Consider the following 14,723-nt stretch of genomic DNA (forward strand, 5'->3'; position numbering starts at 1 on the left):
ACACCCTTGTCCACAGGTGTGAGGGTCGAAAATTTCTCGGAATACGGGACAGGGAGCGCCCTGTGGACGCTCCCTGTGGATGGATTCTCGAGGCCGGAGATCAGCGTTTGGACCGCTGCTTGATGCGCGCGGTGAGCTCCTGCACCTGGTCGTAGACCTTGCGGCGCTCGGTCATCTCTTTGCGAATCTTCTTGTCCGCGTACATGACTGTGGTGTGATCGCGGCCGAATGTCTGCCCGATCTTCGGGAGCGAGAGGTCGGTGAGCTCACGGCACAGATACATCGAGATCTGGCGGGCCTGCGCGAGTGGACGCGCCTTGCCGGGTCCGCACAGGTCGTCGATGGAGGTTCCGAAGTACTCCGCCGTCACCGCCATGATCGTGGCGGCGTTGATCTCGAGAGCCGAGGAGTCCGGCATGAGATCACGCAGCACCACCTCGGCGAGGGTGAGATCGAGCGGCTGGCGGTTGAGCGAGGCGAAGGCCGTCACACGGATCAGGGCACCCTCGAGTTCGCGGATGTTCCGTTCGATGCGGCTGGCGATGAGCTCGAGCACGTCGTGCGGGACGTTGAGCCCGTCCATCCGGGCCTTCTTGGACAGGATGGCGATGCGGGTCTCGAGTTCCGGCGGCTGGACGTCGGTGATGAGCCCCCACTCGAAACGGGTCCGCAGTCGTTCCTCGAGCGTCGCGAGCTGCTTGGGCGGCCGGTCGGACGAGACGACGATCTGCTTGTTGGCGTTGTGGAGGGTGTTGAACGTGTGGAAGAACTCCTCCTGGATGCCTTCCTTGCCCTCGATGAACTGGATGTCGTCGACGAGGAGGATGTCCGTCTCGCGGTAACGCCGCTTGAACGCGACCTTACGGTCGTCGCGGAGGCTGTTGATGAAGTCGTTCGTGAACTCTTCGGTCGAGACGTACTTCACCCGCATGCCGGGGAAGAGTCTCTGGGCATAGTGGCCCGCAGCATGGAGCAGATGGGTCTTCCCCAGCCCGGACGCACCCCAGATGAACAGGGGATTGTAGGCACGGGCCGGCGCTTCGGCGATCGCCACCGCGGCCGCGTGCGCGAACCGGTTCGAGGCTCCGATCACGAAGGTGTCGAAGGTGTACTTCGCATTGAGACTGCTGCTGCCCATGGGCCGGGTCTCGGGTGGCGGCGGTTGTGTGAAGTAGGAGGGCCACGACTCGCGTACCGCGGTCATCGCCTCCCGGTCGTCGTCGACCTCCTCGAGTTCGCCGTGCTCCACCTCGAGCATGTCGTGGTCGCGCGGGGGCATCAGGCGCCGGCGGACCGGGCCCGTACCGTCGCCGGCGAGCGACGCGTCGCGTGGGAAGGCGCCGTCCCGGGAGATCGCGGGGTCGCGGCGCAGTTCACGTCCGCGGGACTCGCCGGACCGCGGGCTCGGGGATTGCGCGTCGACCGGCAGTCCTTCGAGTGGCAGCGTGTCGCGGGGTTCGGCGTAGGGATCCTCGGCGGGATCATCCACACGCTCCCGGGGCTCCACGCGCACACCGAGGCCTTCCACCCGGTGACCCAGGTGGCGGTTGAGCGTCCGGAGGATCGGTTCGCGAAGATCGCGCTCGATCGATTGCTGTGCCAGCGTGGACGGTACGGAGAGCAGGGCGAATCCCTGCGCGAGTGTGATCGGTTTGACCAACGCGAGCCATGCCTTCTGGCTCTTCGTCAGCCCTCCCTCGTCGATGGTCAGCTCGGATACGACGTCCGCCCACACATCGGCCAGCGCGTTCGGCTCGTCGCTCACGCAGCTTCCTCCCTCGGATCGACCGGTTGTCCACACGATTATCCACAGGTGTGGACAACCGGGGGAATCACCCGGTGGATATGGGGATGGGAGGTGTGTATCCGCACAACGGGGGTCTCGTCCCGGGCGGTCTGCGGGGATCAGTGTGGCACACGATGCGACGCGATCCGAGCATGTGGTCCGTGAACCCTGCGCGGTGACGCGTCGTGCAGTAGGCCGTCAATGCATCGCACGGCAGATGGCGCATCGTCGTCGTGCGGAGCGACACGCGGGACTGCACTGGTAGTCGCGGTGCTCCGTCGAAGACATGGCCAAAGAGTACCGGAGGAGTGCTCCGGATCACATACCTTCGGGGTGACCGGTTACGCTCGATCTCGCGGCGTGTCGCGTTGCGCGACGGTGGAGCTCGCGGTTTGATTTCGCGCCCGCGTCCGAGTAGCCTCGAACAGTCACTCATACAGAGGTGATGGGTCTGTCCTGCTCTCCTGAGCAAGTGGGTCCTGCGAATTCACGTACACGTTGGGTCGACGGTGCTCGCCGCCGTCGCAGAATTTTCGAGGAGTGTCGACCGTGGCCAAGGGCAAGCGGACGTTCCAGCCGAACAACCGACGCCGCGCGCGCGTTCACGGCTTCCGTCTCCGGATGCGCACCCGTGCGGGTCGCGCGATCGTTTCGGCGCGTCGCCGTAAGGGCCGCGCTTCTCTCACCGCCTGATTCCCTAACGGGAGCTCGGGGTGTTACCTGAGCCGTATCGACTGCGGCGTCGCTCGGATTTCTCGGACACGGTCCGCCGAGGGCGTCGTCAGGGACGGCGGGATCTGGTCGTTCACGTTCTCGAACGCGATCGATCGGACTTCTTGGTGAGTGTGGGCGGTCCGCGTTTCGGACTCGTCGTGAGCAAGGCTGTCGGGCCGGCGGTGATTCGACATCGAGTCGCACGCCGGCTTCGTCATATCTGTGCAGCGCTCGTCGACGACCTTCCCGCCGATACCGATATCGTCCTGCGTGCGTTACCGGGTGCCGCCACTGCGGAATCCCGTGATCTCGACAAGCAGGTGAGATCCGGACTCGCCAGGCTCGGTGTGCTCGACTCCCCGGCTCCAGTCTCGGCCGGAAGAACTCACCCATGAACGACCTGGAGCCGAGATCGTGGTGGCGGACCGTGCGGTCCGCTCCTGCTCGTGCCCTCATCTTCTGTATCGAGCTCTACCGCACCTATGTATCGCCGACGCGGATGCCCACCTGCCGATTCACCCCCACCTGCAGCGAGTACGCCGTGGAGGCCTTGCGCACACGGGGTGTCGTGATCGGTTCGGCTCTGGCGTCGGTGAGACTGCTCAAGTGTGGCCCCTGGCACCCTGGTGGGTGGGATCCGGTACCCGAACGGAAACATCGGTCGTCCCCTGTGGGTACCTGACCGGAGCCGAGACCCGAGACAGACGCCTCTTCGTGGCGATCATGGACGACCAGAGGAGTACATAGAGCCGTGCTCGACTTCATCTACTATCCCGTGTCCTGGATCCTGTGGGTCTGGCACAAATTGTTCTCGTTCGTGCTGGCACCCGACAGCGGTTGGACGTGGGCGCTGTCCGTGGTGTTCCTCGTGTTCACGCTGCGCGCGATCCTCTACAAGCCGTTCGTCAAGCAGGTCCGCACCACGCGCCAGATGCAGGAACTGCAGCCGCAGATCAAGGCGCTCCAGAAGAAGTACGCCAAGGACCGGCAACGCCAGGCGCTGGAGATGCAGAAGCTCCAGAAGGAGCACGGCTTCAACCCCCTGATGGGCTGTCTGCCCATCCTCCTGCAGGTCCCGGTGTTCATCGGTCTGTTCCATGTGCTGCGTTCGTTCAACCGAACCGGCAGCGGATTCGGTCAGCTCGGTCTGACGCCGGAGGAGAACGCGCAGCTAGGCAACTATGCCTTCAGCCCGGAGGATGTCGAGTCCTTCCTCAGCGCTCGTCTGTTCGGCGCCCCGATCTCGTCGTGGATCACGCAGCCGGCTGCGTCGCTCGAAGCCTTCGCCCCGTTCGGTGATCTGCCGACCCGCTGGGAGATCGCCGCGGTGGCAGTGCCGTTGATGGTCGTCGCCGGTATCGCCACGCACTTCAACGCGCGTGCCTCGGTCGCCCGTCAGAGTGCTCAGGCAGCCGCGAATCCGCAGGCCGCGATCATGAACAAGCTGGCGCTGTACGTCTTCCCGCTCGGTGTGCTCGTGGGCGGGCCGTTCCTGCCGATCGCCATCATCCTCTACTGGGTGAGCAACAACGTGTGGACCTACGGGCAGCAGCACCTCGTCTTCCGCCGCATCGACAAGGAGGAAGAGGAGAAGAAGGCCGCGGCTCTCGCCCGCCGGAATGAGAACGCTCCGAAGCCGGGCGCTCGACCGAACAAGTCCAAGAAGAAGGGCGCAGCCGCCGCGGCGACCGCTGCTTCCGAGGCCGACGACAACAGCGCGGTCGAGGAGACCGGTGAGGTGTCGTTGCAGAAGGACTCGGCGAACGAGGATTCCTCTGCTCCCAAGTCCGGTGCGTCTGCTCCCAAGCCGGGGAGCCGCCCCAAGAACTCCAAGCGCAAGCGGCGCTGACCGAAGTAGAAGAGAGCTGAACATGGCCAGTGACCTGGACAAGGTGGAAGACGACCTCGTTGTGGCACCCGAGGCGTCCGATGCCCGGCCGGATGCCGATCTCGATGACGACGACTACCTCATCGAAGAAGGTGAGATCGCCGGCGACTATCTGGAGCAGTTGCTCGACGTTCTCGATTTCGACGGCGACATCGACCTCGACGTCGAGGGCGACCGCGCGGTCGTGAGCATCGACGGCGGTAAGGATCTCACCAAGCTCGTGGGTCGTAACGGTGAGGTTCTCGATGCGCTGCAGGAGCTCACCCGCCTCGCGGTACAGCAGGCGACGGGTGAACGCAGCAAGCTCATGCTGGATATCGCCGGCTGGCGCGCCGGCAAGCGGGCCGAGCTCTCCTCCCTGGGTACGACGGCGGCGAAGCGTGTCCTCGAGTCGGGACAGCGCGAGGAACTCGAGCCGATGACACCCTTCGAGCGCAAGATCGTGCACGACGCCGTGGCCAAGATCGACGGTGTCTCCAGCGAGAGCGAGGGCGCGGAGCCTCACCGGCGTGTGGTGATCGTCAAGGACTGAGTCGGCTGTGCCGATCACGGAGGGACTCTGCGTCGTCGGAGTCCCTCCTTCCTTTTCGGGATGAACAGGTTGCGGCCCCCGATATTGCCTTCGGGTGAGCCGACGGGAAAGGATGTTTCACGTGGAACAGCACGAGTCGGAACTGTCGGCGATCGCTCAGCAGGTGTTCGGGGATCGACTCGAACTCGCAGAGCGGTACCACCACTCGCTGTCGACTGCGGGGGTCGAACGAGGTTTGATCGGACCGCGCGAAGTGCCGCGCTTGTGGGAGCGGCACATTCTCAACTGCGCGGTGATCGGGGAGCTCGTTCAGGAGGGTGAGACGGTCGTCGACGTGGGTAGCGGTGCCGGGCTGCCCGGCATCCCCCTCGCTCTTGCTCGCCCCGACCTCCAGGTCACTCTCGTCGAGCCGCTGCTCCGCCGCACCGTGTATCTGGCGGAGTTCGTCGAATCCAACGGCATCGAGAACGTGCTCGTCGTCCGCGGCCGAGCAGAGCAGCCGAGCGTGCTGCAGGAAGCGGGCGGTGCCGACGTCGTCACCTCTCGTGCTGTCGCTCCCCTGGCCAAGCTCGCGAAGTGGTCGCTTCCCCTCGTTCACGAGGGTGGCCGGATGCTGGCCCTGAAGGGTTCTTCCGCACAGGAGGAGATCGACCGCGACCGCGACGAGCTCACCCGGATGGGCGCCGGCAATCTCGAGGTGCTCGAGTGCGGAGGCGATCTTCTTCCGGTGCCCACCATCGTGGTGAAGGCCGAACGAATTGCGCGGCCGGCCCGGCGTCGTAAGAAGCGGTGACGCGGAAGCCTCGAGTCCCCGGCTTCGCCACTGCACCCTCCCCTCTCTCGGAGAGCGGGAGGGTGTTGTTCTATCCGGAGTGAACGAGTTCTGCGGGAGAGTCGAGAATCGACTCGAGGAACGTACTCGAGCACCAGACGGCCGAAACCGGCATTTCGGTCGTGTTCTCATCCGAACCATTGACCCCAGGGAGTTTCGTCACTGTGATGTTTCGGACGAAAGGGTATTCGCATTTGTAATGTCAACTGCACCAATATATTCGGATAATTCTGCAACCAATCATGTTGTGCTGGAACGGTTTGGGGCGATGCTCTCGACTTACCTGCGAGTTGTTGCCCATCTGTTTCACGTGAAACGGGGACCCGCGCCTCGTCGACGTTTCACGTTAAACACCGCTCGTCTGTTTCACGTGAAACGTCGACCGGCCACGTCGTGGACAGAACTTAGAATGTGGATGGAATACTGAACCAACCGAGAATGTGTGCGCGCGGCTGGGATGCCCGGGACGGCTCCGGCCCGAGGTTCGCATTCTCGCGTCGGCGCCTCGACCCGGCCTCCGAAGTCGCAGCCGGGAAGCGACGAGGATGTAGCGTGCGAACCGAGCGGATCTACGTGTAAGGAGTGTTCTATGACGGGTGGATCTGAATCCGCTGTTTCACGTGAAACCGGAGGCGTGGAAGATGACTTCTCCCCCGTGCCGTTCGACGGTTTCTCCGCCATCGATACGCCGATCGGTGCCGCCGCTCATCGCGCCACCCAGGTTCTCCATCCCAGCGAGGCCAATGCGCTTCCGAAGCCTCGCGAACGGCGCGTCTTCACGATTGCCAACCAGAAGGGCGGGGTAGGTAAGACCACTACGGCGGTCAACATCGCGTCCGCGCTCGCCGTGCAAGGACTGTCCGTCCTCGTCGTCGATCTCGACCCTCAGGGCAACGCGAGCACAGCGCTCGGTGTCCCCCACCATTCCGGTGTGCCGTCGAGTTACGAGATTCTCCTCGGTGAGATCGGCGCGGCAGAGGCAGTGCAACAGAGCCCCCACAACGAACGCCTGTTCTGCATTCCCGCCACGATCGATCTGGCGGGTGCCGAGATCGAACTCGTCTCGATGGTCGCGAGGGAGAACCGTCTGCGCAACGCCCTCACCAAGCAGGCTCTGGGAGATCGAGACTTCGACTACGTGATCATCGACTGCCCGCCCTCCCTCGGCCTTCTCACCGTCAACGCCCTCGTCGCTGCCAGGGAAGTCCTGATCCCGATCCAGTGCGAGTACTACGCGCTCGAAGGCGTGGGCCAGCTCCTGCGCAACATCGAGCTCGTCCAGTCGCACCTCAACCCCGAACTGCACGTCTCGACCGTGCTCCTGACGATGTACGACGGGCGTACCAAACTGGCCGATCAGGTGGCTGCCGAGGTTCGCGCACACTTCGGCGATGCGGTGCTCCGTTCCGTCATCCCGCGCAGCGTGAAGGTTTCCGAAGCTCCCGGCTACGGCATGACAGTTCTCGACTACGATCCTGGATCGCGCGGCGCTATGAGCTACCTCGATGCCGGGCGGGAATTGGCGGCACGCGGGGCACACGAGAATCAGGGGAACGGATGAGCGCGACACGCAAAGGCGGGCTCGGTCGAGGTTTGGCAGCTCTGATCCCGACCGGTCCGCCGGTGGGCGCGGAGAAGAAACCGATGGCAGCTTCCTCCCCTGCCGATCCACCGGAGAAACCGGCCTCCTCGGCCGATCCGGTGTCCTCCGCACCGGCCCAGGCTGCCGCCTCTGCATCGGCCCAGCCCGTCGCCCCCGCACCGACGAAGCCGGCCGCTTCGCGCCGCGGGGGCTCCCCGGCTCTGAACCTCCCGTCGTCCGGGCTGGGTAGCGCAGCCGCCGACGTCATCATCGGCGACGGAAAGCCTGCGGTGAAGGAACCTGCGTCAGACACCGCCCAGTCGGCCGGAGCCTCCACGGTGGGCGACCCACTCCCCTCCCCCACCGGAGCGGTCTATCTCGAGATCCCCACAGACCGGATCGAGCCGAACCCGAAGCAACCGCGTCAGGTGTTCGACGAGGAAGCGCTCGCCGAACTCGTGCATTCGATCCGTGAGTTCGGACTCATGCAGCCCGTCGTCGTCCGCCGTCTCGAGGGTGGCGATCGCTTCCAGCTCATCATGGGCGAGCGTCGGTGGCGCGCGGTCCAGGAAGCCGGTCTCGAGACGATTCCCGCGATCGTCCGCGACACCGAGGATCAGGCGCTGCTGCGCGATGCTCTGCTCGAGAACATCCACCGGGTGCAACTCAACCCCCTGGAGGAAGCCGCGGCCTATCAGCAGTTGCTCGAGGAGTTCGAGGTCACCCACGAGGAACTCGCGAGTCGACTGGGACGGTCCCGCCCGGTCATCACCAACATGATCCGCCTGCTCAAGCTCCCGGTCGCCGTCCAGCGGCGTGTGGCAGCAGGCGTGTTGTCCGCCGGTCACGCGCGTGCTCTGCTCGCGCTCGAAGCCGGTGCGGATGCTCAGGAGGCACTCGCCGCTCGCATCGTCGCGGAGGGCCTGTCCGTGCGTGCGACGGAAGAAGCCGTCGTGCTCGCGAATCGCAGCGACACCCCGGATGCTCCTCAGCAGAAGCGTCGGAAGCCTATTCGGATGCCCGGCCTCGAGGACGTCGCGGAACGCCTGTCGAACTCGTTCGACACCCGCGTGACCGTGAGCTTGGGCAAACGGAAGGGCAAGATCGTGGTGGAGTTCGGTTCGGTCGACGACCTCGAACGCATCGTGAAGATGATGGAGTCGCAGACCGAGATCTCTTGACTCCTCGTCGGAGCAGGACAACAGTCTGTAGACGAAAGACGTGGAGGCGAACTATCCCGTGTCGACTCGAGTGTCACCACTCACCCTGAGTGGGATCGAGCAGCTGCCCGCCCATGCCCGGCGGTGTGTGTTCTGGGAAATGGACCCCGCGGCGACGTCCGACGTACAGCGGTTCTGCGATCCGGAGTTCGAGAAGGAAGCATGGCTGTCGATGGTGCTTCTCGAATGGGGCTCCTGCGGCCAGATCGCGACTGTCGGCGACAAGGTGGCCGGGTGCGCCCTCTACGCTCCCCCGGGGATGGTGCCCCGGGCCCGGGACTTTCCGACGGCACCGGTCAGCGCCGACGCCATTCTGCTGACGTCGATGCGGACCGAGCCGCACGCGGCCGACCTGGATGTCGGAGCAGATCTCATCCGCGGGGTCGTCGCCGACCTCGTCCGGCGCAACGTGCGCGCGATCGAGGCATTCGGCCTCCGGAACGAGGACGGCGAACCGTCACCGAGCGATGTACCTCTCGCGACGGCTGCGCTCGGATGTTCCGACAGCGAATGCATGATCGACGCCCACTTCCTCGAGGACATGGGGTTCGAGGTCGTCGCGCCGCACCATCGCTATCCGCGGCTTCGTCTCGAACTCGACCGGGACCACGAATGGAAGGTCGCTGTGGAAGCGGCGCTCGACAGGCTCCTCGAGGAGGCGTCCCTCACGGTCGCGGACCTGACGGCCGGCTCGGCGGTGGGCGCTCACTGACCGCCTTCGGATGTGGCGGTGCCGCAGCCGGACCGGATCAGCGGCTCTCCGAGATCGAGAGCTCTTCGGCGAGCAGTTCGGCGAAGGTGTAGGTACCGGTGGGCTGATCGTCCTGGCCGAGGAGATACAGCCGCTTCACCGCGACGAGGATCGCCTCGGCGATGATGTCGCGGCTGCGCGGATCGGCGAGCAGTGCGGCGTCGTGCTCGTTGGTGAGATAACCCAGATCGATCTGCACCGTGGGCATATTGGTCAGGCGCAGCAGATCCCACGTGCGGCCGTGGCTGCGGCAGTCCTGCAGGCTCGTGCGGGCCACGATCTCGCGCTGGATGTAGCCGGACAGCACCTGACCGATCATCGATTCGGAGCCGTGCGAATTGCCGTAGTGGAAGCTGGCGATGCCGCTCGCCGCAGGATTACGGCTGGCGTCGCACCGCAACGAGATCATCAGGTCGGCGCCGAACGCGTTGGAGGTGCCGGCGCGTTCGATGTCGGTGGGGTTCACGTGGTACGGCCGGGACAGGAAGGTCTCCATGCCCGTCGCCGCCATCCGGCCTTCGAGGCGCCGCGCGAGATCCCACAGGATGTCGGCCTCGGAGATCGGGCCGTGAGGACTCGGGACGATGATGCCATGAGCGTTGCCGCCGCGACCCGGATCGATGACGATGCGCTTGCCGCTGAGCTGCGGACCGGATCGCCGCACGATCTCTTCCTCACTGATCGCGTGGGGCGACCCGCCCGACACGCGTGTGCCGAGCAGTTCGAGGGCACGGAGCGTTTCGGATCCGCAGATGCCGTCGGAGGCAAGTCCGATCTCACGCTGGAAGGAACACAGGCCCTCGTGTGTCTTCGGCCCGAAGTAGCCGTCCACACGGTCGACGTAGAAGCCGAGATCCTGGAGACGGGTCTGCAGAGCCGCGACGTCGTCTCCGTACAGCGGCGCGGAGAGCTGATACATCAGGGTGCGCGCACCGAGCCGGTACGACGCCTCCTTCAGGGAGCGATAGGTCGCGGGTCCCACCACCCCGTCGACCAGCAGGCCGCGTTGCTGCTGGAAGGCGCGGACCGCTCCGTCGAGTTCACGGTCGAACACGACGTCCGATCCCATCCAGTCGCCCGAGTCGTCGGGTTGATTGTGCAGGAAACCCAAACCGGCCAGGGTGCTCCGGATCTCGGCGATCGCGGGACCGTGGTCGCCGTGACGAAGAGGGCGCATGTATCGGGCCTTTCCGTGCTGACCGGATCGGTGCCCGGCGTGGGCGCTGGGCAGCATCGAACGGGGTGGATGTGGATGTGCCCGTGGAACGGACTCACGGGCACATCCGAGAGTTGATCCTGGGACGGTACTACAGGACGTCGGCGAGGTCCCGAAGCAACGCCGCCTTGCCCTTCGCGCCGACGATCGTCTTCGTCGGCTTACCGCCGGAGAAGAGGATCATCGTGGGAATCGACATGACCTGATAGTCGCGTGCCGACGAGGGATTGGCGTCGATGTCGAGCTTGGCGACGGTCAGCTTGTCACCGTGCTCGGCCGCGATCTCCTCGAGGACCGGAGCGACCATCTTGCACGGACCGCACCAGGTCGCCCAGAAGTCGACGAGGACAGGCTTGTCGGACTGGAGCACGTCCTCGACGAACGACGAGTCGGTGATGGTGACGGTGTTGGAGTTCTTGTCGGCCACGAAGGTCTCCTGGATGTCGAGGTGGAATGAGGAAGGGGTGGATCAGGCTTCGGCGAGTGTGGGGGCGGGAACCTCGCGGTTCGCGACCAGCCAGCGCTCTGCGTCGATGGACGCCGAACATCCGGTGCCGGCGGCGGTGATCGCCTGGCGGTAGGTGTGGTCGACGAGGTCGCCTGCGGCGAACACGCCCGGCACGGAGGTCGCCGTGGACGGTGCCGCGACCTTGACGTAGCCCTCGTCGTCGAGGTCGACCTGGCCCGCGACGAGCGAGCTGCGCGGATCGTGTCCGACTGCCACGAACAGTCCCGTGACGGCGAGATCGCTGCGCTCACCGGTGACGGTGTCCTCGAGCACGAGCTCGGTCACGCTGTTCTCACCCCGCACCTCGACGACCTGCGCGTTGGTGACGAAGCGGATCTTCTCGTTCTCGCGGGCGCGCTCGAGCATGATCTTCGACGCACGGAATTCGTCGCGACGGTGAATGAGGGTGACGCTGCGGGCGAATCGGGTGAGGAAGGTCGCTTCCTCCATCGCGGAGTCGCCACCGCCGACGACGGCGATGTCCTGGTCGCGGAAGAAGAAGCCGTCGCAGGTGGCACATGCGGACACGCCGCGGCCGAGCAGCCGCGACTCGCCGGGGACCCCGAGGTAGCGGGGTTCGGCACCCATCGCGAGGATGACCGCGTGGCTGCGGTAGGTCTCACCGTTGGCGACGACCGTCTTCACCGAGCCGGTCAGGTCCATCTCCTCGACGTCCTCGGTGCGCAGCTCGGCGCCGAAGCGCAAGGCCTGCTCGCGCATCTGGTCCATGAGCTCCGGCCCCATGATCCCGTCCTTGAAACCCGGGAAGTTCTCCACCTCCGTGGTCGTCATGAGCTCGCCGCCGAACTGCGTTCCCTCGAAGACGAGCGGCGAGAGTTCGGCGCGGGCCGCATAGATCGCAGCGGTGTATCCGGCCGGTCCCGAACCGACGATGATGAGGTCGTGAATCGTGGGCGAGGTCGTCATGCGGCGGAGCCTTCCGGTTGAGTGATCGGGGGCGCAGGGCGGCAGCGATCCGGCCGAAACCGGACGGCAGCCTACAGACACTGTCAACACCAGGGTAAGCGGTGTTGTTCCCCTCCCGCCGTGCGTCCCACCACAGCCGCCGGCACTCGGCCGGTGAGAGTTCCTCAGACCGCGCCGGGTACATCCCGGAGTGTTTCGCGGATCACACAGTGGGTGCCGGTGTAGATCGTCGGCATGCACTTGTTGCAGTGGATGCAGAGGCCTTCGTGCGCCGTGTTCTCCTCGAATTTCCGTACGAGATAGGGATCACGCAGCAGTGCGCGGCCCATGGCGACGAACTCGAAGCCTTCGTCGAGTGCGGTCTCGATGGTGTCGAGACGGTTGATTCCGCCGAGCAGGATCAGCGGCAGCGACAGCTCGGACCGGAACTGCCGGGCCATCGGCAGGAAGAACCCCTCCTCGAACGGAAGCTTCGGGAAGATCCTCGGGCCGTAGACCTTCAGACCCCAGCCGACGAGCTTCGGTTGCGAGTCCTGGAATTCCTTCATGGGCACGTCGCCCCGGAAGAAGTACATGCCGTTGAGCAGCGAGCTGCCGCCGGTGAGTTCCATCGCGTCGATGGTGCCGTCGGATTCGATGAGTTTGGCCATGGGCAGCGACTCGTCGAGCCACAGGCCTCGGGGCACCCCGTCGGTCATGTTGAACTTGGCGATGACGGCGACCCCCTCCCCCACTGCCGTGCGGACGGCGTCGAGGACGCGCCGGGGGAAGGCGGTACGGGCTTCGATGCTGCCGCCGTAACGGTCCTTGCGCTTGTTGAGATTCGGGCTCATGAACGAACTGAGCAGATAGTTGTGGCCGAGATGGACCTCGACGGCGTCGAAACCGGCTTCGACGGCGAAGCGCGCGGCAGCGGCGTAGTCCTCGACGACCTGATCGAGTTGTGCGAGTGTCGCGCCGCGGACGAGACCCATGGCGGGAGGGCTGATGCGGGTGGACGGCGCGAGCGTCTTCATCCCGTTGGAGATCTGGTTGGCGACGAGTCCGGCGTGCCCGATCTGTGCGGAGGCCAGTCCCCCGGCGGTGTGGACGGCGTCGGTGAGCCGTGCCAGTCCGGGCACGGAGTCGGCATCGAGCACGAGCGTGTCGCGATGGACGCGTCCCGACGGCGAGACCGAGCAGTACGCCACGGTCGTGAGCGCGGTTCCGCCCCGGGCGACCTCGGCGTGGAACTCGACGAGTTCGTCGGTGACTGCGCCGTGAGGCATCACGCCTTCGAAGGTCGCCGCCTTCACGATGCGGTTGCGGAGGGTGAGCGGCCCGAGTCGGGCCGGTTCGAACACGGTGGGTCGCGGCGAAGACATGCCCCTACTTTCGATGCCAGTGGTACCGTAATTGCACTTCGACTATAACGCTCGTCACATCGTCCGCCAGTCCTGTTCCCACTCACAGCACACCTCGAATCACGGATCCCATGCCGACCACCGCTCAGGGGCGCCCCAGAGACCCCCGGATAGACAACGACGTCCTCATCGTCACCCGCGAGATGCTCCGCACCCACGGCTGGGACGGTCTGAGCCTGCGCGCCATCGCCGCCCGAGCCGGCGTCGGGCGTGCGGCCCTCACCCGACGTTGGCCCACCAAGGCGCATCTGGTGCTCGACGCTCTTCTCGGTTCCGCCCCGGACCTGACCCCGTACGACGGCATCGACCGCAAGGGCTGGATCGAATGGGTGGTCACCGGGAGTATCGAGTTGTTCTCGCGGCCCGAGGTGCGTGCGGCTCTACCGGGGCTCCTCGCGGCCCTGCGCGACCACGACGATCTCCGTAACACGCTCTGGCGCACCTTCAGCGGTCCCAGCACCGCGTTGTTCGCCGACGGGCGGGACGAGAGCCGTTCCGCAGAGGATGTCGCCGACGCCGAGACCGACGCGCGGGCGGTTCTCGTGATGGCTGCGGGGGCGGCACTGTTCGCCGGGATCATCGCTGCCGAGGACGACACGCCGGCCCTGCGCGCGCGGATACTGGAACTGCTCTCGACCGTCGCCGAACGCTAACCGATCGTCTTCCGGGCGAGGGTCGCGGGATCGCCTGCCCTGCATTCCGGTCCGACCACCAGAGCGGTCAGGGCCGGAGACCCCTGGCTGCCCATCACCATCAGTACGGCATCCTCGCCCCGGAACCGTACCGTACCCGATCCGATCGGTGACCTTCCCTCGAACCCGTTCGCGTCCAGGCATTCTCGGATTCGCGCATCGCTTCCGAGAAGACCCGGATCGGTCTGCCCGATCAGCGTTCGCAGAGTGGAGGGTTCGAACAACTCGTCGTCCTCCTCTGCGGCGACGGGAACATCGGCCGGGCCGTCGCTCTCGAAAGCCGGGCCGCGGACCACCATGACGAACACCGCCGCGACCGCGGCAGCGACACCGACACCCACCGCCCATCGGCGAGACGTCGCCGGTCGCGGCGACGGGGGCGCGGGATCCGATTCCTCTTCCGCGAGTGCGGACTCGATACGCGCCACGATCTCGGGTGGAATCGCTCCGGTCGGCGGAGCATCACGAAGCGCTGCGAGCCGCTCCCGGGTCGCGTCGAGTTCCGCGAGATGGGCAGCGGATTTCGGGTCGGCCTTCACGAGCGGCCACAACCGGGCGGAAAGGGCCTCGTCGAGGACACCGGCGTGCAGGTCGGCGATCAACTCGGGAGGATAGGGCGGACGCAGTTCGGCAGAATACGGCGGACGCAGTTCGTCCTCGTTCATGCGCGAC

The 14,723-nt window shown here is 65.6% G+C and carries 16 protein-coding genes; 10 read left to right on the top strand and 6 right to left on the bottom strand.

Features of this window, described 5'->3' with window-relative positions; genetic code table 11:
- Positions 1-100 precede the first annotated feature (100 nt).
- The gene (gene dnaA / locus MOM01_RS01165) at positions 101-1,765 is read right to left on the bottom strand and encodes a chromosomal replication initiator protein DnaA (protein ID WP_241383551.1); all 1,665 of its coding nucleotides are present in this window, start codon (positions 1,763-1,765) and stop codon (positions 101-103) included.
- A 570-nt stretch (positions 1,766-2,335) separates the two neighbouring features.
- On the opposite strand from dnaA, the gene rpmH reads away from it, so the two are divergent.
- The 9 genes from rpmH (at position 2,336) to MOM01_RS01210 (ending at position 9,266) form a co-directional block, all read left to right on the top strand.
- The gene (gene rpmH, locus MOM01_RS01170) at positions 2,336-2,479 is read left to right on the top strand and encodes a 50S ribosomal protein L34 (protein WP_006550910.1); all 144 of its coding nucleotides are present in this window, start codon (positions 2,336-2,338) and stop codon (positions 2,477-2,479) included.
- Positions 2,480-2,499: 20 nt separating this feature from the next.
- Positions 2,500-2,895, top strand: coding sequence for a ribonuclease P protein component (rnpA, locus tag MOM01_RS01175; protein WP_241383552.1), 396 nt, complete (start codon positions 2,500-2,502; stop codon positions 2,893-2,895).
- Positions 2,892-3,182: a membrane protein insertion efficiency factor YidD gene (gene yidD, locus MOM01_RS01180; RefSeq protein WP_241383553.1), complete on the top strand. Its 291-nt coding sequence runs from the start codon at positions 2,892-2,894 to the stop codon at positions 3,180-3,182. Before rnpA ends, yidD begins: the two co-directional genes overlap by 4 nt.
- Before the next feature lie 69 nt (positions 3,183-3,251).
- On the top strand, positions 3,252-4,349 hold the full coding sequence (yidC, locus tag MOM01_RS01185) for a membrane protein insertase YidC (protein ID WP_241383554.1): 1,098 nt from the start codon (positions 3,252-3,254) through the stop codon (positions 4,347-4,349).
- Positions 4,350-4,371: 22 nt separating this feature from the next.
- Positions 4,372-4,920, top strand: coding sequence for a Jag family protein (locus MOM01_RS01190; RefSeq protein WP_241383555.1), 549 nt, complete (start codon positions 4,372-4,374; stop codon positions 4,918-4,920).
- A 112-nt stretch (positions 4,921-5,032) separates the two neighbouring features.
- A complete protein-coding gene (rsmG, locus tag MOM01_RS01195; protein WP_241383556.1) occupies positions 5,033-5,713 on the top strand; it encodes a 16S rRNA (guanine(527)-N(7))-methyltransferase RsmG in 681 nt (226 codons plus the stop codon).
- 628 nt (positions 5,714-6,341) lie between these two features.
- The gene (locus tag MOM01_RS01200) at positions 6,342-7,313 is read left to right on the top strand and encodes a ParA family protein (RefSeq protein WP_241383557.1); all 972 of its coding nucleotides are present in this window, start codon (positions 6,342-6,344) and stop codon (positions 7,311-7,313) included.
- Positions 7,310-8,515 (top strand): ParB/RepB/Spo0J family partition protein, encoded by a 1,206-nt coding sequence (locus tag MOM01_RS01205; protein ID WP_241383558.1) that lies wholly within the window; start codon positions 7,310-7,312, stop codon positions 8,513-8,515. The genes MOM01_RS01200 and MOM01_RS01205 overlap by 4 nt, the downstream gene beginning before the upstream one ends.
- Positions 8,516-8,573: 58 nt before the next feature.
- Positions 8,574-9,266: a GNAT family N-acetyltransferase gene (locus MOM01_RS01210; RefSeq protein ID WP_241383559.1), complete on the top strand. Its 693-nt coding sequence runs from the start codon at positions 8,574-8,576 to the stop codon at positions 9,264-9,266.
- Between the two features lie 37 nt (positions 9,267-9,303).
- Here MOM01_RS01210 and MOM01_RS01215 read toward each other — a convergent pair whose 3' ends face one another.
- From MOM01_RS01215 to MOM01_RS01230, 4 genes are all read right to left on the bottom strand, one after another.
- Complete coding sequence (locus tag MOM01_RS01215) at positions 9,304-10,482, bottom strand: N-acetylmuramoyl-L-alanine amidase (RefSeq protein ID WP_241383560.1); 1,179 nt, start codon at positions 10,480-10,482, stop codon at positions 9,304-9,306.
- Positions 10,483-10,612: 130 nt separating this feature from the next.
- A complete protein-coding gene (gene trxA / locus MOM01_RS01220) occupies positions 10,613-10,948 on the bottom strand; it encodes a thioredoxin (RefSeq protein WP_241383561.1) in 336 nt (111 codons plus the stop codon).
- A 42-nt stretch (positions 10,949-10,990) separates the two neighbouring features.
- A complete protein-coding gene (gene trxB, locus MOM01_RS01225; RefSeq protein ID WP_241383562.1) occupies positions 10,991-11,956 on the bottom strand; it encodes a thioredoxin-disulfide reductase in 966 nt (321 codons plus the stop codon).
- A 164-nt stretch (positions 11,957-12,120) separates the two neighbouring features.
- On the bottom strand, positions 12,121-13,320 hold the full coding sequence (locus tag MOM01_RS01230; protein WP_241383563.1) for an NADH:flavin oxidoreductase: 1,200 nt from the start codon (positions 13,318-13,320) through the stop codon (positions 12,121-12,123).
- A gap of 110 nt (positions 13,321-13,430) precedes the next feature.
- Between MOM01_RS01230 and MOM01_RS01235 the strand changes: the two genes are divergently transcribed.
- Complete coding sequence (locus MOM01_RS01235; protein WP_241383564.1) at positions 13,431-14,012, top strand: TetR family transcriptional regulator; 582 nt, start codon at positions 13,431-13,433, stop codon at positions 14,010-14,012.
- On the opposite strand, the gene MOM01_RS01240 is transcribed toward MOM01_RS01235, so the two are convergent.
- On the bottom strand, positions 14,009-14,716 hold the full coding sequence (locus MOM01_RS01240; protein WP_241383565.1) for a hypothetical protein: 708 nt from the start codon (positions 14,714-14,716) through the stop codon (positions 14,009-14,011). The two genes, MOM01_RS01235 and MOM01_RS01240, sit on opposite strands and share 4 nt — an antisense overlap.
- Positions 14,717-14,723: the final 7 nt, after the last annotated feature.

Origin of the sequence: Rhodococcus sp. CH91 (genome assembly GCF_022554085.1) — a bacterium.
Classification (GTDB): Bacteria; Actinomycetota; Actinomycetes; order Mycobacteriales; family Mycobacteriaceae; genus Rhodococcus.

Coding starts and splice junctions, on each gene's coding strand:
- trxB (WP_241383562.1), bottom strand. CDS start 11,956: ATGACGACCTCGCCCACGATTCACGACCTCATCATCGTCGGTTCGGGA.
- MOM01_RS01235 (WP_241383564.1), top strand. CDS start 13,431: ATGCCGACCACCGCTCAGGGGCGCCCCAGAGACCCCCGGATAGACAAC.
- MOM01_RS01230 (WP_241383563.1), bottom strand. CDS start 13,320: ATGTCTTCGCCGCGACCCACCGTGTTCGAACCGGCCCGACTCGGGCCG.
- yidD (WP_241383553.1), top strand. CDS start 2,892: ATGAACGACCTGGAGCCGAGATCGTGGTGGCGGACCGTGCGGTCCGCT.
- MOM01_RS01215 (WP_241383560.1), bottom strand. CDS start 10,482: ATGCGCCCTCTTCGTCACGGCGACCACGGTCCCGCGATCGCCGAGATC.
- rsmG (WP_241383556.1), top strand. CDS start 5,033: ATGTTTCACGTGGAACAGCACGAGTCGGAACTGTCGGCGATCGCTCAG.
- MOM01_RS01190 (WP_241383555.1), top strand. CDS start 4,372: ATGGCCAGTGACCTGGACAAGGTGGAAGACGACCTCGTTGTGGCACCC.
- MOM01_RS01240 (WP_241383565.1), bottom strand. CDS start 14,716: ATGAACGAGGACGAACTGCGTCCGCCGTATTCTGCCGAACTGCGTCCG.
- MOM01_RS01205 (WP_241383558.1), top strand. CDS start 7,310: ATGAGCGCGACACGCAAAGGCGGGCTCGGTCGAGGTTTGGCAGCTCTG.
- MOM01_RS01200 (WP_241383557.1), top strand. CDS start 6,342: ATGACGGGTGGATCTGAATCCGCTGTTTCACGTGAAACCGGAGGCGTG.